At 68.9% G+C, this 21,226-nt stretch carries 19 protein-coding genes; 5 read left to right on the top strand and 14 right to left on the bottom strand.

Annotation, left to right across the window (positions count from 1 at the left end; all coding sequences use genetic code 11):
* The first annotated feature begins 49 nt into the window (after window positions 1-49).
* Window positions 50-1,492, top strand: coding sequence for a metalloprotease TldD (tldD, locus tag AC23D6_RS13845; RefSeq protein ID WP_487749818.1), 1,443 nt, complete (start codon window positions 50-52; stop codon window positions 1,490-1,492).
* Window positions 1,493-1,650: 158 nt separating this feature from the next.
* Here tldD and yjgA read toward each other — a convergent pair whose 3' ends face one another.
* The gene (yjgA, locus tag AC23D6_RS13840; RefSeq protein ID WP_487749817.1) at window positions 1,651-2,196 is read right to left on the bottom strand and encodes a ribosome biogenesis factor YjgA; all 546 of its coding nucleotides are present in this window, start codon (window positions 2,194-2,196) and stop codon (window positions 1,651-1,653) included.
* Window positions 2,197-2,292: 96 nt separating this feature from the next.
* Between yjgA and pmbA the strand changes: the two genes are divergently transcribed.
* Both pmbA and AC23D6_RS13830 read left to right on the top strand, forming a co-directional pair.
* The gene (gene pmbA, locus AC23D6_RS13835) at window positions 2,293-3,651 is read left to right on the top strand and encodes a metalloprotease PmbA (RefSeq protein ID WP_487749816.1); all 1,359 of its coding nucleotides are present in this window, start codon (window positions 2,293-2,295) and stop codon (window positions 3,649-3,651) included.
* Window positions 3,652-3,765: 114 nt separating this feature from the next.
* Entirely contained in the window at window positions 3,766-4,143 is a 378-nt protein-coding gene (locus tag AC23D6_RS13830; RefSeq protein ID WP_487749815.1) for a DUF4870 domain-containing protein, read from the top strand.
* A 69-nt stretch (window positions 4,144-4,212) separates the two neighbouring features.
* Here AC23D6_RS13830 and AC23D6_RS13825 read toward each other — a convergent pair whose 3' ends face one another.
* From AC23D6_RS13825 to tilS, 3 genes are read right to left on the bottom strand one after another with little or no spacing between them, the layout of a single operon-like run.
* On the bottom strand, window positions 4,213-5,091 hold the full coding sequence (locus AC23D6_RS13825; RefSeq protein ID WP_487749814.1) for a polyprenyl synthetase family protein: 879 nt from the start codon (window positions 5,089-5,091) through the stop codon (window positions 4,213-4,215).
* Complete coding sequence (locus tag AC23D6_RS13820; RefSeq protein ID WP_487749813.1) at window positions 5,081-5,341, bottom strand: exodeoxyribonuclease VII small subunit; 261 nt, start codon at window positions 5,339-5,341, stop codon at window positions 5,081-5,083. The genes AC23D6_RS13825 and AC23D6_RS13820 overlap by 11 nt, the downstream gene beginning before the upstream one ends.
* Window positions 5,342-5,385: 44 nt before the next feature.
* Window positions 5,386-6,684 carry a tRNA lysidine(34) synthetase TilS gene (tilS, locus tag AC23D6_RS13815; RefSeq protein ID WP_487749812.1) on the bottom strand — a complete coding sequence of 433 codons (1,299 nt, stop codon included), beginning with the start codon at window positions 6,682-6,684 and terminating at the stop codon, window positions 5,386-5,388.
* A gap of 125 nt (window positions 6,685-6,809) precedes the next feature.
* Between tilS and AC23D6_RS13810 the strand changes: the two genes are divergently transcribed.
* Window positions 6,810-7,745, top strand: a complete 936-nt coding sequence (locus tag AC23D6_RS13810; protein ID WP_487749811.1) for a GAF domain-containing protein — start codon at window positions 6,810-6,812, stop codon at window positions 7,743-7,745.
* 5 nt (window positions 7,746-7,750) lie between these two features.
* On the opposite strand, the gene AC23D6_RS13805 is transcribed toward AC23D6_RS13810, so the two are convergent.
* Window positions 7,751-7,939 carry a hypothetical protein gene (locus tag AC23D6_RS13805; protein ID WP_487749810.1) on the bottom strand — a complete coding sequence of 63 codons (189 nt, stop codon included), beginning with the start codon at window positions 7,937-7,939 and terminating at the stop codon, window positions 7,751-7,753.
* Between the two features lie 114 nt (window positions 7,940-8,053).
* Complete coding sequence (locus AC23D6_RS13800) at window positions 8,054-8,803, bottom strand: tetratricopeptide repeat protein (RefSeq protein WP_487749809.1); 750 nt, start codon at window positions 8,801-8,803, stop codon at window positions 8,054-8,056.
* Between the two features lie 225 nt (window positions 8,804-9,028).
* Here AC23D6_RS13800 and AC23D6_RS13795 point away from each other — a divergent pair, with 225 nt between their 5' ends.
* Window positions 9,029-11,845: a di-heme oxidoredictase family protein gene (locus AC23D6_RS13795; RefSeq protein WP_487749808.1), complete on the top strand. Its 2,817-nt coding sequence runs from the start codon at window positions 9,029-9,031 to the stop codon at window positions 11,843-11,845.
* A gap of 63 nt (window positions 11,846-11,908) precedes the next feature.
* On the opposite strand, the gene AC23D6_RS13790 is transcribed toward AC23D6_RS13795, so the two are convergent.
* From AC23D6_RS13790 to lpxD, 8 genes are all read right to left on the bottom strand, one after another.
* A complete protein-coding gene (locus tag AC23D6_RS13790; protein ID WP_487749807.1) occupies window positions 11,909-12,868 on the bottom strand; it encodes an acetyl-CoA carboxylase carboxyltransferase subunit alpha in 960 nt (319 codons plus the stop codon).
* 96 nt (window positions 12,869-12,964) lie between these two features.
* Window positions 12,965-16,522 (bottom strand): DNA polymerase III subunit alpha, encoded by a 3,558-nt coding sequence (dnaE, locus tag AC23D6_RS13785; RefSeq protein WP_487749806.1) that lies wholly within the window; start codon window positions 16,520-16,522, stop codon window positions 12,965-12,967.
* A gap of 161 nt (window positions 16,523-16,683) precedes the next feature.
* Window positions 16,684-17,001, bottom strand: a complete 318-nt coding sequence (locus tag AC23D6_RS13780; RefSeq protein WP_487749805.1) for a hypothetical protein — start codon at window positions 16,999-17,001, stop codon at window positions 16,684-16,686.
* A gap of 137 nt (window positions 17,002-17,138) precedes the next feature.
* Entirely contained in the window at window positions 17,139-17,744 is a 606-nt protein-coding gene (rnhB, locus tag AC23D6_RS13775; RefSeq protein WP_487749804.1) for a ribonuclease HII, read from the bottom strand.
* Window positions 17,741-18,919, bottom strand: coding sequence for a lipid-A-disaccharide synthase (gene lpxB, locus AC23D6_RS13770; RefSeq protein ID WP_487749803.1), 1,179 nt, complete (start codon window positions 18,917-18,919; stop codon window positions 17,741-17,743). The genes rnhB and lpxB overlap by 4 nt, the downstream gene beginning before the upstream one ends.
* Window positions 18,919-19,707, bottom strand: coding sequence for an acyl-ACP--UDP-N-acetylglucosamine O-acyltransferase (gene lpxA, locus AC23D6_RS13765; RefSeq protein ID WP_487749802.1), 789 nt, complete (start codon window positions 19,705-19,707; stop codon window positions 18,919-18,921). Before lpxA ends, lpxB begins: the two co-directional genes overlap by 1 nt.
* A gap of 1 nt (window position 19,708) precedes the next feature.
* On the bottom strand, window positions 19,709-20,164 hold the full coding sequence (fabZ, locus tag AC23D6_RS13760) for a 3-hydroxyacyl-ACP dehydratase FabZ (protein WP_487749801.1): 456 nt from the start codon (window positions 20,162-20,164) through the stop codon (window positions 19,709-19,711).
* Window positions 20,164-21,183 carry a UDP-3-O-(3-hydroxymyristoyl)glucosamine N-acyltransferase gene (gene lpxD, locus AC23D6_RS13755; RefSeq protein ID WP_487749800.1) on the bottom strand — a complete coding sequence of 340 codons (1,020 nt, stop codon included), beginning with the start codon at window positions 21,181-21,183 and terminating at the stop codon, window positions 20,164-20,166. The genes fabZ and lpxD overlap by 1 nt, the downstream gene beginning before the upstream one ends.
* Window positions 21,184-21,226: the final 43 nt, after the last annotated feature.

Below are 21,226 nucleotides of genomic sequence, written 5' to 3'. Positions count from 1 at the left end.
ACGCGCGTCCGCCTTGCCGTCGCCGTCCACCACCCCCATTGTGATGTCCATGACCCTGCCGATCGCGCTCGCCGAATCCCGCCTCCTGCTGCCCGCCGGGCTGGCGTCCTCCAGCCTCGACCGTGCGTTCGGCGCCCTGTTGGGCCCCGGCGTCGATTTCGGGGACCTGTATTTCCAACACACGCGCCGCGAAAGCTGGACGGTGGAAGACGGCATCGTGAAGGACGGTGCCCACTCCATCGAACAGGGCGTGGGCGTGCGCGCGATCTCGGGCGAGAAGACCGGCTTCGCGTATTCCGACGACATCAACGCGCAGGCGTTGCTCGGCGCGGCGAAGTCCGCACGCGCCATCGCCCGTGACGGCGCCGCGCATGCGCCGCGCACCTTGGTGCGCAGTGAAGGGCGCGCGCTGTACGCCAGCGACGACCCGATCGATGCGATGGGCAACGAGGCCAAGGTCGAGGCGTTGCGTGCGGTGGACCGCTTCGTGCGTGCGGCGGACCCGCGGGTGAAGCAGGTGACGGTCAGCCTGGCCGGCGGCATCGACACGGTGCTGGTGGCGCGCAGCGACGGCGTGCTCGGCGCGGACGTGCGGCCGTTGGTACGGCTCAACGTGCAGGTGATCGTGGAGCAGAACGGTCGCCGCGAATCCGGTTACGCCGGCATGGGCGGCCGCTACGGCTATGCGGAACTGTTCGCCGACGGCAAACCGGAAGACCTCGCGCGCGAAGCCTTGCGCCAGGCGCTGGTGAACCTGGAGGCGATCGATGCACCGGCCGGCATCATGCCGGTGGTGCTGGGCAGCGGCTGGCCGGGCGTGCTGCTGCACGAAGCCGTCGGCCACGGCCTGGAAGGCGACTTCAACCGCAAGGGCACCAGCGTGTACGCCGGCCGCATCGGCGAGCAGGTCGCGTCGAAGGGCGTCACCATCGTCGACGACGGCACGCTGCCGGGGCGTCGCGGTTCGCTCAACATCGACGACGAAGGCACGCCGACGAACTGCACCACGCTGATCGAAGACGGCGTGCTGGTGGGCTACATGCAGGACTCGCTCAACGCGCGCCTGATGGGCATGGCGCCCACCGGCAACGGCCGGCGCGAATCGTTCGCGCACCTGCCGATGCCACGCATGACCAACACCTACATGCTGGCCGGGCAGGACGATCCGGAAGACATGATCCGTTCGGTGAAGAAGGGCCTGTATGCGGTCAATTTCGGCGGTGGCCAGGTCGACATCACCAGCGGCAAATACGTGTTCTCCGCCACCGAGGCTTACCTGATCGAAGACGGCCGAATCACCGCGCCGGTGAAGGGCGCCACGTTGATCGGCAACGGTCCGGAGACGATGCAGAAGGTGAAGAGGGTCGGCCACGACCTGGCGCTGGACGCCGGCGTGGGCGTGTGCGGCAAGGACGGGCAGAGCGTGCCGGTGGGCGTGGGACAACCGTCGCTGCTGATAGAAGGCCTGACGGTGGGTGGCACGAAGGCGTGAGCAGACGCCGCCGGTCGCTCGTGGACTTCGTGGAACGCAGGCAACGGCCCGTCCCGTCATCCTGGCGAGAGCCAGGATTCATTTCCCTCTTGCTGCCGCCTCGGCGTTCGCGTCCTGCGCGAACGTCACCATGGATTCCAGCCTGCGCTGGAACGACCTCAGGATTGATCGTCGCCGGCGTCTTCGGCTCCGGCAAGGAGTTCCTTGACCTCGCGGAAGATCTCGCGGAACGCGCGCGGCGGCTTGTTCTTCGCCCGTTCGTCGAGGGCGTTGCGGACCAGCTGGCGAAGCTTCTGCCGGTCCGCGGAGGGGAACTCCTCCAGCAGCTCGGCCAGGGTGTCGTCGCCACCGGCCAGCAGGCGCTCGCGCCACTGTTCGGCGCGATGCAGCAGGGCGGTCTCGCGACGCGCCGCGTCGCCGCCTTCGTCCATCGCATCGCGGATGGCTTCCAGCACCTCGTCTTCCTCGCGCCGCATCTGCTTGGCGAGGAACTGAAGCTGGCGCTTGTGGGCGATGTGCGAGGTGATGCGCTGCGTTTCCACGATGTGCGGCATCAGCTCCTCGGGGATCGGCAGGCGCGCCAGTTGCGCGGCCGGCAGGGCCACCAGCTTCTCGGCCAGGCTGCGGATCTCCAGGGCTTCGACTCGCTGCTGGGTTCGGCTCGGGCTATAGAATTCGCCGGTGTCGGGGTCGCGTCCGCGCATGGTGAAACCTCACTATCGCTTCCGCATCGCGCGGAAGCCTGACCAGGGTACCGATCCGGCGCCATCGCGCGGATCACAGGACACAAGGATAAAGCATTGAACGCCACCCTCCCGACCACCGCCGACGACAGCCTCGCCCGGCTGGAACGCCTGGAATCGCTGTCGCAGCGCCTTCTGGCGCGCGCGAAGGCAGCAGGTGCCACCCAGGCGGAAGTGAGCTGCAGCGAGGAAACCGGGCTCAACGTCAACGTCCGCTTGGGCGACGTGGAGACGGTGGAGTCCACCCGCGACCGCGGCATCGGCGTCACCGTGTACTTCGGCCAGCGCAAGGGCAGTGCCAGCACCGCCGACCTGCGCGAGGAGAGCCTGGAGGCGACCGTCGCCCAGGCCTGCGCCATCGCGCGCTTCACCGAGGACGACGAGGCCGCCGGCTTGGCCGACGCAGCGCGGATGGCGCGCGAGTTCCCGGACCTGGACGTGTGGCATCCGTGGGCACTGGACATGGACCAGGCCGTGGACCTGGCGCTCGCCTGCGAGGCGGCGGGTCGCGACCTGGATGCGCGCATCGCGAACTCCGACGGCGCGTCGGTGGGCAGCGGTGAAAGCCTGTCGGTGTACGCCAACTCGCACGGTTTCATTGGTCGCGAACGCGAAACCCAGCACACGATCGGTTGCGCGTTGATTGCCGGGCAGGGCGATGCCATGCAGCGCGACGGGTGGTACAGCACCGCGCTGTCGCATCACGCGCTCGAAGCGCCGGATGCCATCGGCCGCAAGGCGGCCGAACGCACGTTGGCGCGACTGGAGCCGCGCTCGCTGGCCACCGGCCAGCATCCCGTGCTGTTCTCCGCCGAGGTCGCGCGCTCGCTGGTCGGGCACCTGCTCGGCGCGATCTCGGGCGGCGCGCTGTACCGGCGCGCCAGTTTCCTGCTGGACCACGTGGGCCAGCGGATCTTCCCGGACTGGTTCGCCATCGAGGAACTGCCGCTGCTGCCACGCGGCCTGCGGTCGGCCGCTTTCGACGCCGAAGGCGTCGCGACCCGGCGCTCGCACATCATCCGCGACGGTGTGCTGGAACGTTATCTGCTGGGCAGCTATTCGGCGCGCAAGCTCGGCCTGGAAAGCACCGGCAATGCCGGCGGCGTGCACAACCTGCAGGTGAAGGCGAACGCGGGCGGCTTCGACGACCTGCTTGCCGGGATGCGGACCGGCCTGCTGGTCACCGAGCTGATGGGTCAGGGCGTGAATGGCGTGACCGGCGACTACTCGCGCGGCGCGGCCGGGTTCTGGATCGAGGACGGCACGATCGCTTACCCGGTCGACGGCATCACCATCGCCGGCAACCTCAAGGACATCTTCGCCGGGATCGAAGCCGTGGGTACCGACGTCGACCGCCGTTCGCACGTGGCCATCGGCTCGGTCCTGGTCGGTCGGATGACGGTGGCAGGGGAGTGAGCGGCGACTCGGGGAGGCCCTGACCGAAAGCGACCCTGATTGCCGTTATCCTTGCCGAGGGACCCGCGGCGCAGTCGCAGGGTCCGACCACCATCACTTTTCGGGGAACCTTGAATGAGCGAATTCGACAACGTCACCGCACCGCCGCCGCCGCCGTCCGGCGTCGCGCCGCAGGAAGACCGCACCATCGCCCTGCTGACGCACCTGTCTGGCATCCTGTTCGGCTTCATCGTGCCGCTGATCATCTGGCTGGTGAACAAGGACAAGACCGACAAGGGCTGGTTGAACGATCAGGCCATCGAAGCGTTGAACTTCCAGATCACCGTCTTCATCGCCTTCGTGGTGGCGTGGGTTTTGATGTTCGTCCTGATCGGCTTCCTGCTGCTGCCGCTGATCGGCATCGCGAACCTCGTGCTGTGCATCATCGGCGGCATGAAGGCGAACAACGGCGAAGCCTATCGCTACCCGTTCGCGCTGCGTCTGATCAAGTAAGCGACACGGGCATCGCCCATGAAAAAGCCCGGCATCGCCGGGCTTTTTCTTTGCCGCCTGCGGCACGGTTCAGTGCGAACGGCGCACGGTCAGTTCGCCGAGCGCACGCAGGGCGTCGGCGCGTGCGTCGCAGGTCGCCAAGGCGGCGCGCATCGCGTCGGCCAACTCCCCGAGCTTCGCCTTCGCCCCGTCCATGCCCAGCAAGGCGGGGTAGGTGGACTTGGCCTGGGCCTGGTCCTTGCCGGCGGTCTTGCCGAGTTGTTCGGAACTGGCCTCGATGTCGAGGATGTCGTCGCGTACCTGGAACGCCAGCCCCAGCGCCGTGGCGAAATCATCCAGTCGCGCGAGCAGCGTGGCATCCGCGCCGCCCGCCAGCGCGCCCATCCGCACCGATGCGCGGATCAGTGCGCCGGTCTTCAGTGCATGCATGCGCTGCAACGCGTCCAGCGACTGCTGCGTGCCGGTCGCGTCGATGTCCAGGGCCTGGCCGCCGCACATGCCCGCGGCGCCGGAGGCCTGCGCGAGCGCAGCCAGCCAGTCCACGCGCAGCGCGGCCGGTGCCGTCGCCGTGGCCAGGTGCTCGAAGGCCAGGGTCTGCAAGGCGTCGCCGGCGAGGATGGCGGTGGCTTCGTCGAAGGCGACGTGCACGGTGGGCTTGCCGCGACGCATGGCGTCGTCGTCCATCGCCGGCAGGTCGTCGTGGACCAGCGAATAGGCGTGGACCAGTTCGACAGCGGCGGCCGGGGCGTGCAACGCGGCGGCGTCGGCGCCGAGCAGCGTGCCGCTGGCATAGACCAGCAGGGCACGCATCCGCTTGCCGCCGCCCAGCACCGCGTGGCGCATCGCCGCGTGCAGCCGCAGCGGTGCCACGTCTGCCGGTGGCAACACGTGGTCCAGATAGTGTTCCAAGCCCGCCGCCCATGCGGCGAAGCGGGGATCAGCGGCCATCGGGCGCCGGGGCGAAGGGTTCGCCGCTCTCGGGCTGTTCCGGATCGCTGAGCAGCCTGACGCGCAGTTCGGCCTGCTCCAGCGCGCTCTGGCACTGGCGGTAAAGGCCGACGCCGCGCTCGTACGCCGCGAGCGATTCTTCCAGGCTCATGTCGCCGTGTTCCATCTTGTCGACCAGCTTCTCCAGTTCGTCCAGCGACTGTTCGAAGTGGGCGACGGGAGAGGCGTCGGGGGTGTTCTTCTTGGCCATGCGGCAAGTGTGGGGATCGGCCCCGGCCAGGTCAAACGCGGATGTCAGCCGCGCTGCCACGCGAGGCGGGCGCCTTGCGCGCGCAGCCAGGCGTCGCCGTCCGCGGAGAGCACGAGGTCGCCCGCGGCCCATAGCTGGCCCTGGTGCCACAGCAGCGGCAGTTGGCGGCGCTCCCAGGGCGGCACGCCGAGCGACTGCAGCACGTCTTTCAGCGCGTGCGTATGCGATCGCCCCGGCAACGCGATGCGCTCGCCGCCCCGGCGCGCGGTGAGCGTCATCGGCGTGTCGAAGCCGGCGCCGTCGCTTTCCAGGACGAGCCGGCCGCCGTCGGGCAGCAGGCAGGGCGCGACGCCATCCCACGCCGTGCGCCAGTCGGCCGGTAGCGCAGGACGCTGGCGCTCGGCGTGCAACAGGTCGCGCCAACGCCGGACGACCGCGTCCTGCCACGCGAACAAGGGCTGCGAATCGGCGCGCGCGTCCAGCAGGTGGGCCTCGATATGCGCCACGCCCTCGGCGGGCAACGGCGGCAGCGACAACCCCGCGATCCACCGGCGAAGCATGCGCGCTCGCTGCGCAGCGCTGGCCGCCCGCAACGGCTCGACGCGCATCGCGGCGGGATCCGCGGTCGCCGCACGTGCGAGCCACGACGCGTCCTGGTCCGCCAACAGATCGGCCGCGTCGGCGCTCAGCGTCGCGCTGCGGGCGAAAGCGGCCTTCGCCTGCGGCCAGCGCCGTTCGAGCAACGGCAACACGTCGTGGCGCAGGAAGTTGCGGTCAAGATCGATGCGCGCATTGCTGGGGTCCTCGATCCACGCGAGCGCATGCGCGCGCGCATACGCGTGCACGTCGTCGCGCGGCGTCTCCAGCAGCGGCCGCCAAAGCCATCCCGGCGCGAACGTGCGCCACGGCCGCATGGCGGCCAGACCGTCCGGCCCGGACGCACGCAACGCGCGCAGCAGGAAGGTTTCCGCCTGATCGTCGCGATGGTGCGCGATCGCCAGCACGTCGCCATGCCCCATCGTCGCCGCGAGCGCGGCGTGGCGCGCATGGCGTGCGGCGGCTTCCAGGCCGTCGCCTCGTTCGCGGTCCACCTGCACGTGCACGGTGCGCAGCGTTACGTCGAGCGCGTGGCATACCGTCGCGCAATGCGCCGCCCAGGCATCGGCTTCGGTCTGCAGGCCGTGGTGCACGTGCACGGCGGAAAGCCCCTGCCGCCGGATCACCGCATCATGCGCGAGCCGATGCAACAGCACCGTGGAATCCAGACCGCCGCTGAAAGCCACCCACACATGGCTTGCCGCGTGCGCGGGCAGCAGGTTGAGCGAGGGGAAGCGGGCGTCCATGCGCGCATGCTAGCGGGCGCAGGCCATATCGCACACTGTGATGGAGGTTCGGTTTTGCACACGCGTTGACGGAATCTGAACCGGGACGCCGCGACCATCGGCACGACTACCCCGCAGGAGCCTCCGTGAAGCCGAACGATACCGCCGACCGCGAACGCACGCGCCAGCACACGCTGGATCGCTACCACGCCCTGGATACTCTGCCGAGCACGGTCTACGACGACCTGGTCGCGCTGGCCGCCGCGGTCTGCGGCACGCCCATCGCCCTGGTGTCGTTGGTCGACCGTGAGCGCCAGTGGTTCAAGGCACGCATCGGGCTGGACGACCACGAGACCACGCGCGACACCGCGGTGTGCGATCACGCGATCCGGCAACCGGAGGAACTATTCGAAATCCCGGACCTCGTCGAAGACAGTCGCTTCTCCGGCTTCCCCATCGTGACCGGGGACGTGAAGGCGCGGTTTTACGCTGGCATGCCGCTGGTCACCGACAACGGCGAGGCCCTGGGCACTGTCTGCGTGATCGATACCCAGCCCCGTCGCCTGAACAATCAACAGAAGACCTCGTTGCGCGCGCTCGCACGGATCACGGCCACCTTGCTGGACGCACACCGCGTACGGCACGAACGCCAGGCGCTCGTAGCCCTGCGCGGCGATGAAGCGCCGCCTGCCGCGACCGAGGCCTACAGCGTGGCACTGATCGAAGTGCAAGGCATGGCCGACGCAGCGCGGCGACTGGGCGAACGTACGCTGGAAAAAACCCTGCAGGCGTTGGAGCCGGTCTTCGACACCTGCCTCAATCACGCGGAGGGCGACCACGTCAGCCGGGTGACCGACAGCGCCGAGTTCGTCGTGCTGTTGAAGGGCGGCGACGTCGCTGCACGGATCGACGCTCTGCGCGCGGCGGCGCATCAGGCCGGACAGCGACAAGGGCTGGTGCTGCTGGTCGGTGCCGCCGCCTCGACCTCGGCGGACGACGCCTTGCTGCAGGTCTACCTGCGCGCCGAAGAAGACCTCAGCGACCAGAAGGACGCGCTAGCCGCGGGTCGTCAGGCGGCCTGAGGGGGTCAACGCACCTGCTGCAGGATCACGATCAAGGCGGCCATCCAGCAGGTGCCGACGAACAGGCCCAGCACCAGGTGCTGGCTGACCCCCGTGCGATGGAAACACCATCGGTTGACGCCCAGCGCGACCAGGATCGGCAGGGTGAAGAGGACGGCCGGCAACAGCCACCAGGGCAACGCGAGCAGGTCCATGGCGATCCTCCGCGGGACGGCGGCAGGGCCGTCCGTTGTCGCCATCATCGCGCCGGGCCAGAGCGGCGGCCTTGATCCCGATCAACCGTCCGTCTGCACGCCTGCCTCACAGGGTCAGCGCGGCAGGGCGGCAAGTTCGCGCTTGGCCAGATCGATCCAGTCCTGCTGTTCGCGACGGTAGTAGCGCGGTGCAGCATCGGACCGGTCGAGGATCTCCTGGAACACGGCGCGTGCGCGGGCGTCTTCGCCGGCGCGCCTGAGCAGCAGGCCGAACCGGGCGCGCGCCTCTTCGCCAGGATATCCCTGCACGACCGCTTCGTACTCGTGGATGGCGGCCGCGGCATCGCCGGTGTCCTCCACCGTGCGCGCATAAAGCAGGTGGCCGTCGGCGGAACGGAAGGACGGGTTCGCGGCGATCAGCGCATCCAGCGTGGCGCGCGCCCGCTGCGAATCGCCCAGGCCGAACTGGGCCTTCGCCAGCCCCAGCATCAGGTCGGGATCGGTCGCGTACAGGCCTTTCAATGCCTGCTCGTACAACTCTGCGGCCTGCGCATAGTCGCCGCTGCGCAGGCTTTCTTCGGCGAGCCGGCGGCGGTTCTCGGGCGTGTCGGCCGCCTTCAGCAGCTTGGCGGCGTCGCGCCGGTCCCGGTCGGGATCGATGCGGTTGCGCACATTGCGGACGGTGCGGCGTGCCGAGGGGTTGTGGCGCAGATCCGGGAGGATTTCGGCGACGACGTACACGATCACCGCGATGAAGGAGAACAGCAGCAGGATGAAGACCCAGTAGAGCGGCCGCCCGGTGCGGACCACATGCACGCAACAGGCGATCTGCAGGACGAGGGACAGCAGGATGAGAGGGCTCATGCAGGTGGGCGGGCGCCGGAGGCGGGCGCCCAGCATCGGATATCGGCGGGGCGCACGCCAGCGTCGCCCCTCGTGCCCCGGCGCGGTTTGTGAGGCAAGGGTCACAGTGGCGGATCGCCCGCTCTGCGACGATGCCCCGTCCTGCCTCGGATGGCGGGCCATGGCCTCGGGGAGAGGCCGGGTTCGCCGACGTTCCCCACGCGTCCCCCATGGAGTTGGCCCCCGATGCACGTCCCCTGCCTTGCCCGTGCGTGGCGTCGCTGCGCACCCGCTGCGTTCGCCATTGTTTCGCTGGCCGCCTGCTCCGCGCAGACGGAGGACGCGGACGGGGACGCGCCGTTCTGGAGTCGCGCGCGCCCGATGCTGGCATCGACGCAGGCGACCGCGCAGACGGCCGCCTCGAGCGCTCCCGTGGCGGCGGCCGCGCCGCAGAACATCGACGTCGATCCCGTGCCGTCGGGGCGCTACCGGATCGCCAGCGTCGCCAGCGGCCTGTGCATCGAAATCCGTGACGGCAGCGCGGCCAACGGCACGCCGCTCGTGCAGTCGGCCTGCGATGCCACGCTGCATCGCCAGTTCTTCGACATCGCCGAAACCACCACGGGCCAATATCGCCTGCGCAACCTGCATACGCAGAAGTCCGCGGACATCCCCGGCGGCTCCGCGGCCGACCACGTGATCGTGCAGCAGTGGGACGACAACGGCAGTGGCGCCCAACGCTTCCGCCTGCAACGCATCGATACCAGCGACCGCTACCGCATCGTCAACGTCAACAGCGGCAAGTGCCTGGGCATCGTCGGGGCGTCGACGTCGCCGGGTGTGTCGGTCGAGCAGGTGGCCTGCGCGGTGGTAGCGGCGCAGCAGTTCCGTCTCGGCGCGGGCGAACCGCAACCGGTCCGGCTCAACGGCGCGCACCCGTTGCTCCCGCCGCCACCCGCGGTGCCGCCGTCGGCGAACTACCAGCCGCTGCTGTGGCCCGACGAGGCTGCGCCCGTGCAGTACACGCAGGACGACGGCACACTGGTGACGCATGTCGGTGGCCGCGTGCGCGACCGGCATGCGCGCGAGCCCATCGTCGACGACAGCTATCAAGTGTTCCCGCCGCACTACTTCGAGCGGCGCACGCACGAGATCATCATCCACGACGATGCGGTACCCGGCACGTCGGGCGAGCAGCGCATCCTGACCATCGTGGTGAAGCCGCAGCACTACTGGTACGGCACCAACTTCCGCCACGGCTACATCGGGCGGCGCAGCGAGGACCCGTTGGAGCCGACCTCGGTGGCGCTGTATGCCGACAACGGCGGCATGAAACTGCTGCCCGGCGGCGTCGCCACGCAGACGCCGATCCCCGGCTACGCGCAGCTCGGGCAGGATCCGAACACCAACTACACGCCGCCCGCAGGGGCGCCCGGCAACGCCTTCGTGCTGGTGAAGGAAATCCGTACCGCCGCCAACGAGGCGCATCGCGCGCTGCGCAAGGGCGACCTGGTGGAGTTCGAGCTGGGCATCTTCCTGGCCGGCAATCCCGATGTCATCGGCCGCTTCAACTACTACGCCGAGGCGATGGTGTACCGCGCCGGTTCGCACGGCATCGTGTCCTGGTTCCGCGGGCCGGGTTACGGTGTGCAGCGGCCGTTGGACTCGCTGGCGATGCCGGCCGAGGCGCTCAGCGCCGGTCCGTGGATGACGCTGCACGAAGACACGTCCAGCGAGCCCTACCGCATGCTGCAGCAGGCCTCGCACAACATCGCCGGCTACAACATGCAGCCGTGGGCGGAAGGGCGCCGACTGATCCACACCTCGTTCGCGAGTGGCCGTCACTCCGAGGAAAGCAACACCGTCTTCACCGCGCATGCCGGCAAGACCGCGCCGCATTTCTCGCAGACGCGCTGCGTAGACTGCCACACGGGCAATGGCCGCAGTTCGCCGGTCGCGGGCGCGCCGTTGAACCGGCTCGGCGTGTTCGTCGGCGTGGCTGGCACGGGCACGCAGGCGGCAGATCCGCGTTTCGGCCTGCGCCTGCAGCAGGGCACCTATCGCGAAGCCGGCGCGAACATCGACGGACGGGAAGCCGAACTCGTGCTCACCGGCTACACCGAGATCCCGGGCCGCTATGCGGACGGCACAGGCTATGTGCTGCGCCGTCCGAACTACGTCTTACGCGATCGCGCTGGCCAAGCGCTGGCGATGCCGACCGCGTTGTCGGTGCGGGTGGCGCCGTCGCTGATCGGCCTGGGTTTGCTGGAAGCGGTCCCGGAGCAGCAACTGGAGCGTCTGGCGCTGGCGCAGCAGGGCGATCCCGATGGCGTCGCCGGCCGCCTGCAGATCGTCGCCGATGCGCGCGACGCCGGTGTCAGCCGCGTAGGCCGCTTCGGATGGAAGGGCGTCGCCGCCACGCTGGAGCAGCAGGTGTCGCTGGCCTTCAATACGGACATGGGGGTGGCCACGCCCCTGATGGCGTCGCTGGAATGCGCGCGTGGCAGCGAAGGCGTGGCCTGCGCGCAGGCGAACACCGGCGGCGCCCGGCTCACCGCCGCCGACATCCACCAGACCACGCTCTACCTCAGCCTGCTGGGCGTGCCGCCGAAGCGCGATTTCGATAATCCGCTGGAGCAGGATGCGCAGGCGCGGGCGCGACAGTTGCGGGTCAAGCGCGGCGCCCAGATATTCGAGGCCGCGCGCTGCGGCACCTGCCATGCACCGGAGCTGCGTACCGGGCACCACCGTTTCGTCGAACTCCGTTACCAGACCATCCGCCCCTACACCGACTTGTTGTTGCACGACATGGGGCCGGACCTCGCCGATACCTACGTCGAAGGCCGTGCCACCGCACGCGAATGGCGCACGGCGCCGCTCTGGGGTCTGGGCCTGGCCGCGTCGATCGATCCGAACGCGCGCTATCTCCACGACGGCCGTGCGGCCACGCTGGAGGAGGCCGTGCTGTGGCATGGCGGGCAGGGCGCGGCGGCGAAGCAGCGGTTCGAGGCGATGAGCGCGGAGGACCGCCGCGTGCTGATCGATTTCCTCAAATCGCTCTAGGCCACGCGCAAAGAAAAGCGCCGGACGAACCGGCGCTTCGTTCGGGCTGCGGAGGAGAACCGCTCAGGCCGCTTCGTAAGCGCCGTAGCCACGCAGGCGCGCGTAGCGCTTGGTTAGCAGCTCCTCGATGGGCAGCTGTTCCAGCGCATTCAGCTCATTGAGCAGCACGGCCTTCAAGCGGACCGCCATCTGCCGCGGATTGCGGTGCGCGCCGCCGATCGGTTCGCGCACGACCTTGTCGACCAGGCCCAGGCCATGCAGGCGCTTGGCGGTCAGGCCGAGTTGCTCCGCCGCATCCTTCGCCTTGGCGGCGTCCTTCCACAGGATCGACGCGCAGCCTTCCGGCGAGATCACCGAATAGGTGCCGTACTCGAGCATCAGCGTACGGTCGCCGACGCCGATGGCCAGCGCGCCGCCGCTGCCGCCTTCGCCGATCACCGTGCAGATGATCGGGATCTTCAACTCGGCCATCTCCATCAGGTTGCGGGCGATGGCTTCGGACTGGCCGCGCTCTTCCGCGCCCACGCCCGGATACGCGCCGGGCGTGTCGATGAAGGTCAGCAGCGGCAGCTTGAAGCGCTCGGCCATCTTCATCAGACGCAGCGCTTTGCGGTAGCCCTCGGGACGCGGCATGCCGAAATTGCGCGCGATCTTGCTCTTGGTGTCGCGGCCCTTCTGGTGGCCGATGATGACCACGCTGCGGCCATCGATGCGGCCAAGACCGCCGACGATGGCGGCGTCGTCGGCGAACGCGCGGTCGCCGGCCAGCTCCTGGAATTCGTCGCAGAAGACCTTGATGTAGTCGAGCGTGTAGGGGCGGGCCGGGTGGCGCGCCAACTGCGACACCTGCCAGGGCGACAGGTCGCGGAAGATCTGCGCGGTGCGGATGCGGAGCTTGTCCTGCAACGCATGCACCTCGGCATCGACATTCACCGCCGGACCGGTGCTGGCGGCGCGCAGATCCTGGATCTTGGCTTCCAGATCGGCGATGGGCTGTTCGAAATCGAGGTAGTTCGGGTTCATCTGCGGGCCATGGGCCGGAAAGGGGCAAAGTGTAGCCGAAGCCGCCGGACGGTCACGTACGGGGGGGTAGGGCCGTGACGCCGCGCACGGCCCGCGTCAATTCGCCCAGGGACGATAGAACGCGGGCTTGGCGGTGCGCACGCCGGGCATGGCGCGTAGCGCGTCCAGCAGTTCGGCGTCCACGCGCACGGCCTTCTGCCCGTTGAGGTCGAGCATGCCGGCGATGGTGTTGCCCCCGGCGCCCATCAGCAGGTCCAGGCGCAGCGGCGTGCCGCCGGGTCGATGGCGCGACAGCAGCGCGTCGACGCGCTCCCACAGGCCCGGCACGCGCAGGTCCAGCCGCAGCTGCAGGCGCTGGGCATGCTGCTGGCACAACGCGGCGTAGTCCCAGACCTGGCGGATGCGCAGGCTGTAGCCGCCGCTGAATTCGTCTTCGCGCAGACCGCCCTTGATGACCAGCACGCGGTCGCGCGTCATCAGCGCGCCGAATTCGTTCAGTGCATCGGAGAACGCGCTGCACTCGATGCGCCCGCGCCCATCCTCCAGTTGCACGAAGACCTGGCTGTCGCCCTTGCGGCGCACGCCGACCACCTGGCCGGCGACGATCGCATTGACCTCGGGGCGCCAGCCCTTCTTCTCGCCGCTGGAACCGCTCGACCAGATGCGGTCCAGCTCGCTCAGGTCGCTGCCCACCAGCGAGCGCAGGTCTTCGCGATACGGGTCCATCGGATGGCCGCTGAGGTAATGCCCCAGCGTCTCGCGTTCGCCATGCAGCTTCTGCGTGAGCGGCCACTCGTCGGTCACCGGGAGGTCGACGTGGATATCGTCGCTGCCCGCACTGGCGCCGAACATGTCGACGATGCCCGCGTTGCGGTTCTTGTTGATCTGGTCGATGGCCTTCAGCACTTCCGGCAACTGCAGCGCCAGCGAGGCACGGTTGCGGCCGAGGGCGTCCAGCGCGCCGGCGTTGATCAGCGCTTCCAACGCCCGCTTGTTGAGCTTGGAGGAATCGACGCGCTTGCAGAAATCCAGCAGGTCGCGGAACGGCCCGCTTTCGCCGCGCGCCTCGACGATGCTCTCGCACACGCCCTGGCCCACGCCCTTCACCGCGCCCAGGCCGTAGCGCACGGTGTTGGCGTCGGTGGCGACGAACATGAAGTCCGAATGGTTCACGTCCGGCGGCAGTACGTTCAATCCCAGGCCGCGCGCTTCGTCGAGGAAGCCGACCACCTTGTCGGTCTTGTCCATGTCCGACGACAGCGTGGCCGCCATGAACTCGGCGGGGTAGTGCTTCTTCAGCCATGCGGTCTGGTAGGCGACCAGCGAATACGCGGCGGCGTGCGACTTGTTGAAGCCGTAGCCGGCGAACTTCTCCATCAGGTCGAAGATCTCGTCGGCCTTGCGCTCGTCCACACCGCCCTTCGCGGCACCCTCGCGGAAGATCTCGCGGTGCTTGGCCATCTCGGCCGGCACCTTCTTGCCCATCGCACGGCGCAGCAGGTCGGCGCCGCCCAGCGAGTAGCCGCCGACGATCTGCGCCATCTGCATGACCTGCTCCTGGTAGACCATGATGCCGTAGGTCTCTTCCAGCATGGTCTTGGTGCGGGGGTCCGGGTAGTCGAACTGTTCGCGCCCGTGCTTGCGCTCGACGAAGGACGGGATCATGTCCATCGGGCCGGGGCGGTACAACGCGTTCAGCGCGATCAGGTCCTCGAACCGGTCGGGCTTGGCTTCCTTCAGCGCACGCCGCATGCCAGAGGATTCGAACTGGAACACCGAGCCGGTGTTGCCGTTGGCGAACACGTCCCGGTACACGCTGGCGTCGTCGAGCGGGATCGTGGCGATGTCGATCGGCGCCACGCCGAGGTGCGCGCGGCGCGCGTTCACCGCCTTCACCGCCCAGTCGATGATCGTCAGCGTGCGCAGGCCGAGGAAGTCGAACTTCACCAGGCCGACGGCCTCCACGTCGTCCTTGTCGAACTGGGTGACCGGGTTCCTGCCGCGCCCGCCTTCGTCGTGTTCGGCGAACAGCGGGCAGAAGTCCGAGAGCGGCGTCGGCGCGATCACCACGCCGCCGGCGTGCTTGCCGGCGTTGCGGGTCAGGTCCTCCAGCTGGCGCGCCAGGTCGATCAGGTCGCGGACGTCGTCCTCGTCGCGGTAGCGTTCGATCAGCTCCTGCGAGGCCATCTCGCTGCTGCCTTCGCCCATCGCATCCTTCAGCGTCACGCCCAGGATGTTGGGGATCAGCTTGGCGACGCCGTCGACGAGGCCGTACGGATAACCCAGCACGCGGCCCGCGTCGCGCACCACGGCCTTCGCGGCCATGGTGCCGTAGGTGATGATCTGGCTGACCCGGTCGCGCCCGTACTTGCGCGCGACGTAGTCGATGACTTCGTCGCGACGGTCCATGCAGAAGTCGATGTCGAAGTCGGGCATCGACACGCGTTCCGGGTTGAGGAAGCGTTCGAACAGCAGGCCGTAGGGCAGCGGATCGAGGTCGGTGATCTGCAACGCCCACGCCACCAGCGAGCCCGCGCCGGAGCCGCGGCCCGGGCCGATCGGGATGCCGTGGTTCTTTCCCCACTGGATGAAGTCGGCCACGATCAGGAAGTAGCCGGGGAAACCCATCTTGCAGATGGTATCCAGCTCGAAATCCAACCGCTTCTCGTAGTCCTCTCGGGTGTGGCCGGGCGCGAGCGGGTTCTTCTCGAGACGCGCCTTCAGGCCCTCGTGCGACAGGCTGCGGATCCAGCTGTCCAGCGTTTCGTTGTCCGGCACCGGGTACGCGGGCAGGAAGTACGTGCCCAGCCGCATTTCGATGTTGCAGCGTTGGGCCAGCGCTACCGTGTTGTCGATCGCGTCGGGCACGTCGGCGAACAGCTCGGCCATCTGCGCGGCCGATTTCATGTATTGCTCGGGGCTGTAGTCGCGCGGCCGCTTGGGATCGTCCAGCACGCGGCCCGACGCTATGCACACGCGCGCTTCGTGCGCGTCGAAATCGTCGGGCGAGAGGAAACGCACGTCGTTGCTGGCGACTATCGGCAGGCTGCGAGTGCCCGCTGCATGCAGGGCGAAAGCGTTGAAGGCCTCTTCGCCATCGCGCTGCGTGCGCGTCAGTTCCAGATGCAGGTCCTCACCGAAGCTACGCTGCCAGTCGGCGAGATGCTGCTCGGCCAGATCGTGGCGGCCGCCCAGCGCCATCCGGCCGGCCAGGCTCTGCCGTCCCATCAATGCGAACAGGCCGGCATGGTCCTGGCGCAACCAGTCCGGATCGATCGCCACGCCATCGGTGCGGTGGCCTTCCATCCAGGCGCGCGTCAACAGGCGCGACAGCGACAGGTAGCCGTCGCGGTCGCGGCACAGCAGCGTGACCGTCCATGGCGCCTCGTTGCCTTCGGCGACCAGCAGATCCGCACCGGCGATGGGCTTCAGGCCCACGCCTTCGGCCGCCTTGTAGAACTTCACCAGCGCGAACAGGTTGTTGCGGTCGGTGACCGCCAGCGCAGGCATGCCCAGTTCCACCGCCCGGCTCAGCAGGTTCGGTTGCTTGGCTTTCTTCGGGTCGGCCTGATCCGGCTTCTCGGGCACGCGGATGATCGAATCCGCCAACGAAAATTCGGTGTGCAGGTGGAGATGGACGAAACGGGAGGACATGCCGGCTCGGGGTACTGTCGGGCCAGCGTAACGGCGGGGGTGGGGTGGGGCAAGGCTTGACATTCCGCCACTGCCGGCAGGCTCTTGAGCGCAAAAAAAAGAGCCGCCCAGGGGCGGCAGGGGGAAGCGGAAGGCGCGCCGTCTGGGCGGCGTCGCGGGGGTCAGTGCGTGCGGGGCGCGACGTGGTATGCGGTGCCTTCGTGCAGGCCGCGCAACTGGCGCTCCAGGCTCTGCTGGCGGCGGAATTCCAGGTAGCGCGCCGTCTCGTCGGCCAGCAGCGTCCATAGGTCTTCATCCAGCGTCGCCAGTCCCGGGGCGCGCAGCGCGGCCTGCACCTGCTGGAGGCGCGCGCGCTGGCTGGCGTCCTGCGTCCAGGCGCGGTCTGCCAGCAGGCAGCGCAGCAGGGCCAGGCGTTCGTCGTCGGCGTGGTGGCTACGGTAGGGCGTCGCGGGTACGCCCTGGGAATGCATCAGCGTCATGCAGGCCTCGTGGGGGAGAGGAGCCCGCAATCCAGGGGGAGGGAACGGGCATGAGGGTCATGCTGCCGGGGTGCGCCCCGCGGCGCGCCTGCAAGAAGCCATCGTGACCATGAGCACGGTGCCGATGGTCATGGGATTCAGGACGGTCGCAGCGCCTCGCGTACCGGGGCGAAACTGCGCCGGTGGTGCGTGCAGGGACCGTGTTGCGCCAGAGCCGACAAGTGCGCCGGCGTGGGGTAGCCCTTGTGCACGTCGAAACCGTACTGCGGGTACGCCGAGTGCAACTGCACCATCAGCCGATCGCGCGCCACCTTCGCCAGGATCGATGCCGCCATGATGGCGGGCTCGAGGGCGTCGCCGCCGATCAGCGTCTCGGCCATGCAGTTCAGACCCTTCGGCGCGCGGTTGCCGTCGATGCGCACCAGGTCCGGAAACGGCTGCAGCGCCATCACCGCGCGGCGCATGCCTTCCAGCGTGGCCTGCAGGATGTTCAGGCGATCGATCTCGTCCGGTTCGACGAATTCCACCCGCCATGCGAGTGCGCGTTCCTGGATCAACGGGAACAGGGCCTCGCGCTTGCGCTCGCTGAGCTGCTTGGAATCGTTGAGGCCGCGAATGCGACGTCGCTTGTCGAGGATCACCGCGGCGACGGCGACCGGACCGGCCAAGGGCCCGCGCCCGGCTTCGTCGACGCCGGCGACGAGGTGCACCTTCGGCATCGGGAAAAGGCCGCCCATGCTCATGGACGCAGGCCATCGCCGATCAGGCCCGCGACCGCGTCGGCCGCGCGCGCCGACGCATCCTGCCGCAGCAGCGCGTGCAGCCGGTCGTACGTGGGCTGGAGAGCGGCGACATCGGCGGGGGAGTCGAACCAGCGCATCACGTCTGCGGCCAGGTGCTCCGGCGTGCACTCATCCTGCATGCGCTCCGGCGCGATGTCCTCGCCCGCCAGCACATTGGGCAGCGCGTAGCGCTCGACCTTCAGCAGGCCCAGCCCTTTGACGATGCGGTAGGTCAGCGGCGCGATACGGTACCCCACCACCATCGGGCGCTTGCAGAGCATCGCTTCCAGCGTGGCGGTGCCGGAGGCCAGCAGGACGACGTCGCTGGCGATCAGTGCCGTGCGCGCCTGGCCATCGAGCAGGTGCCAGGCAGCATCGGCGCCGTGCGCGGAGAACTGCGCCTCCAGTGCCTGCCGGCAGGCCGCATTCGCCGCCGGAACGACAACCTGCAGTCCGGGGATTTCCGCAGCCACGCGTCGGGCGGCGTCGAAGAACGCCGGGGCCAGGCGTTGGATCTCGCCGAGCCGGCTGCCGGGCAGTACGGCGAGTATCGGCGCATAGCTTGGCAGGCCGAGGGCGGCGCGGGCTGCGGCACGATCCGGTTGCAATGGGATGTCGTCGGCCATGGGATGGCCGACGAAGCACGCATCGATGCCGTGCCTGGCGTAGATCGGCGGTTCCATCGGGAACAGGCAAAGCACCCGGTCGGCGCTAAGCCCGATCTTTTCGGCGCGCTTTTCGCGCCAGGCCCAGACGGACGGGCTGACATAGTGCACGGTGCGCGCGCCGCGCTCCTTCAGCCAGCGTTCGATTCCCAGGTTGAAGTCGGGCGCGTCGATGCCGACGTAGACGTCGGGTTTCCAGTCCAGCACGCGCTGCCGGAACGCCTTGCGCAACCGCAGCAGGCGCGGCAGGTGGCGCAGTACTTCGGCCAGGCCCATCACCGCCAGCGCGTTCGCATCGAACCAGGTGTCGCAGCCGGCCGCACGCATCGCGTCGCCGCCGATGCCGGCGAACTCGGCATCGGGAAAGCGTTGCTTCAACGCTTCGATCAGCCCCGCGCCCAGCCCGTCGCCGGACGCCTCGCCCGCGCACAGCGCGATGCGGAGCGGCCGGGCCGCAGGTGTGGCGTCCATCAGCGCTGCAACGGCCGTTCGCCGCTGTCGATGAAATGCAGCAGGGCCTTCACGTCGTCGCTGGCCTGCGCCTGTTCGGCGAGTTGCTGCTTGGCTTCCGCCAGCGGCAGGCCGGCCACGTACAGCGTGCGGTAGGCGCGCTTGATGGCGGCGATGCGGTCGGCATCGAAACCGCGCCGCTTCAGGCCTTCGCTGTTGATGCCGCGCGGCCGGCCGGAGGCTTCGCCCGCCACCATGGTGAACGGCGGCACGTCGCCGCTGAGCAGCACGCCCATGCCGATGAAGGCATGCGCGCCGATCCGGCAGAACTGATGCACGCCGGAGAAGCCGCTCATGATCACCCAGTCCTCGATGGTGACGTGGCCGGCCAGCGTGGCATTGTTGGAGAACACGCAGTGGTTGCCCACGATGCAGTCGTGCGCTACGTGCGTGTAGGCCAGCAGCATGTTGTCGTCGCCGATGCGGGTGATGCCGGTCCCGGTGACGGTGCCGCGGTTGACGGTGACGAACTCGCGGACCTGGTTGCGGTCGCCGATCACCAGCTCGACGCGTTCGCCCTTGAACTTCTTGTCCTGCGGATCGCCGCCGATAGCCGCATGGCCGATGAAATGGTTGTCGCGGCCGATGCGCGTCGGGCCGGTGACCGTGCAGTGCGGGCCGATGACGGTGCCATCGCCGATCTCGACCTCCGGGCCCACGTACGCGAACGGCCCGATGCGCACGCCTTCACCCAGCGATGCGCCGGGATCGACGACCGCGCTGGGATGGATGGCGCTGGGGGCACCCATCTCAGCGCGTGTCCTCGGCGCACAGCACGTCGGCGCAGGCGACCTGTTCGCCGTTGACAGACGCCACGCCGGTGTAGAAGGCCATGTTGCGGATCAGCCGCTTCAGGGTCACGTCCAAGTCGAGACGGTCGCCCGGCACCACCATCTTGGTGAAGCGCGCGTTCTCGACCTTCACCATGTAGAACATGCGGCCGGCCGTATCACCCTGGTGCGAGAGCTGGGTCAGCAGGCCACCCGCCTGGGCCAGCGCTTCGATGATCAGCACGCCGGGCATGATGGGGCGGTCCGGGAAGTGGCCGGTGAAAAAGGGCTCGTTCTGGGTGATGTTCTTGTAGGCCAGTACGCGCTTGTCCTTCTCGAACTCCACCACGCGGTCCACCAGCAGGAACGGGTAGCGGTGCGGCAGCAGCTTGCGGATGGTGGCCGAGTCGACGGGCAGTTGCAGGTCCAGGGTCATCAGGTTTCCTTGTCGGCCGCCAGCACGCGTCGTGCCAAGGCGTCCAGTTGCTTGAAGCGGGCGGCGTTCTTGCGCCAGGTACGATTGTCGGTGAGCGGCGTGCCGCTGGAATACTCGCCGGGCTCGGTGATCGAACTGGTGACCAGCGACATCGCGGTGACGACGACGCGGTCGCAGATCTCGAGGTGGCCGAGCACGCCCGCCGCGCCGCCGATCAGGCAGTAGCGGCCAATGCGCGCGCTGCCTGCCGCGGCGCTGCAACCCGCCATGGCGGTGTGGGCGCCGATGCGGACGTTGTGGCCGATCTGGATCTGGTTGTCGAGGCGGACGTCCTCTTCCAGCACGGTATCGTCCAGCGCGCCGCGGTCGATCGTGGTGTTCGCGCCGATCTCGCAGTCGTCGCCGACCACCACGCCCCCCAGTTGCGGCACCTTGATCCAGTGGCCGCTGTCCATCGCCAGGCCGAAGCCGTCGGCGCCGATCACGGCGCCGGGATGGACGAGCACGCGCTTGCCCAGCCGCACCCGGGTGACCAGGGTCACGCGTGCGAGCAGTTCGCTGCCATCGCCGATCGTGCAGTCGTCGCCGATCACGCAGCCGGGGCCGATGATGCAGCCGTCACCGACCACGCTGTGCGCGCCGACGGTGACGAACGGGCCGATGTGCGCGCCCGAGGCGATACGCGCGGTGGGATCGATCACTGCGCTCGGGTGGATGCCCGGCGTGCGCACGGGCTTGCTGTCGAACAGCGCCGCCATCTTGGCGAAGGCGGTGTACGGATCTTTCGCGACCAGCACCGCACCGCGCGCGGCCTCGGCATCCTCGGCGCGCAACACGACCAGGCTGGCCCGGCTTTCGGCCAACTGGCCTCGATAACGGGTGTTGGCCAGGAAGGCCAGTTGCCCGGGCTCGGCCCGCGCCAGGGTGGCGACGCCTTCGATGGACAAGTCGGGATCGCCCCGGAGCTCAAGGCCGAAACGGTCGGCCAGCGCGCGGGCGGTGTGGATGGGCGGCGTCATAAGGCGCGTAGTTTAGCGCCAGCCGCCGCCAAACCGCTTTCAC

This window comes from Pseudoxanthomonas sp. G3 (assembly GCF_057654715.1).
The sequence above is the reverse complement of the archived record's forward strand: the minus strand, read 5'-3'. Positions and strand labels throughout refer to the sequence as shown.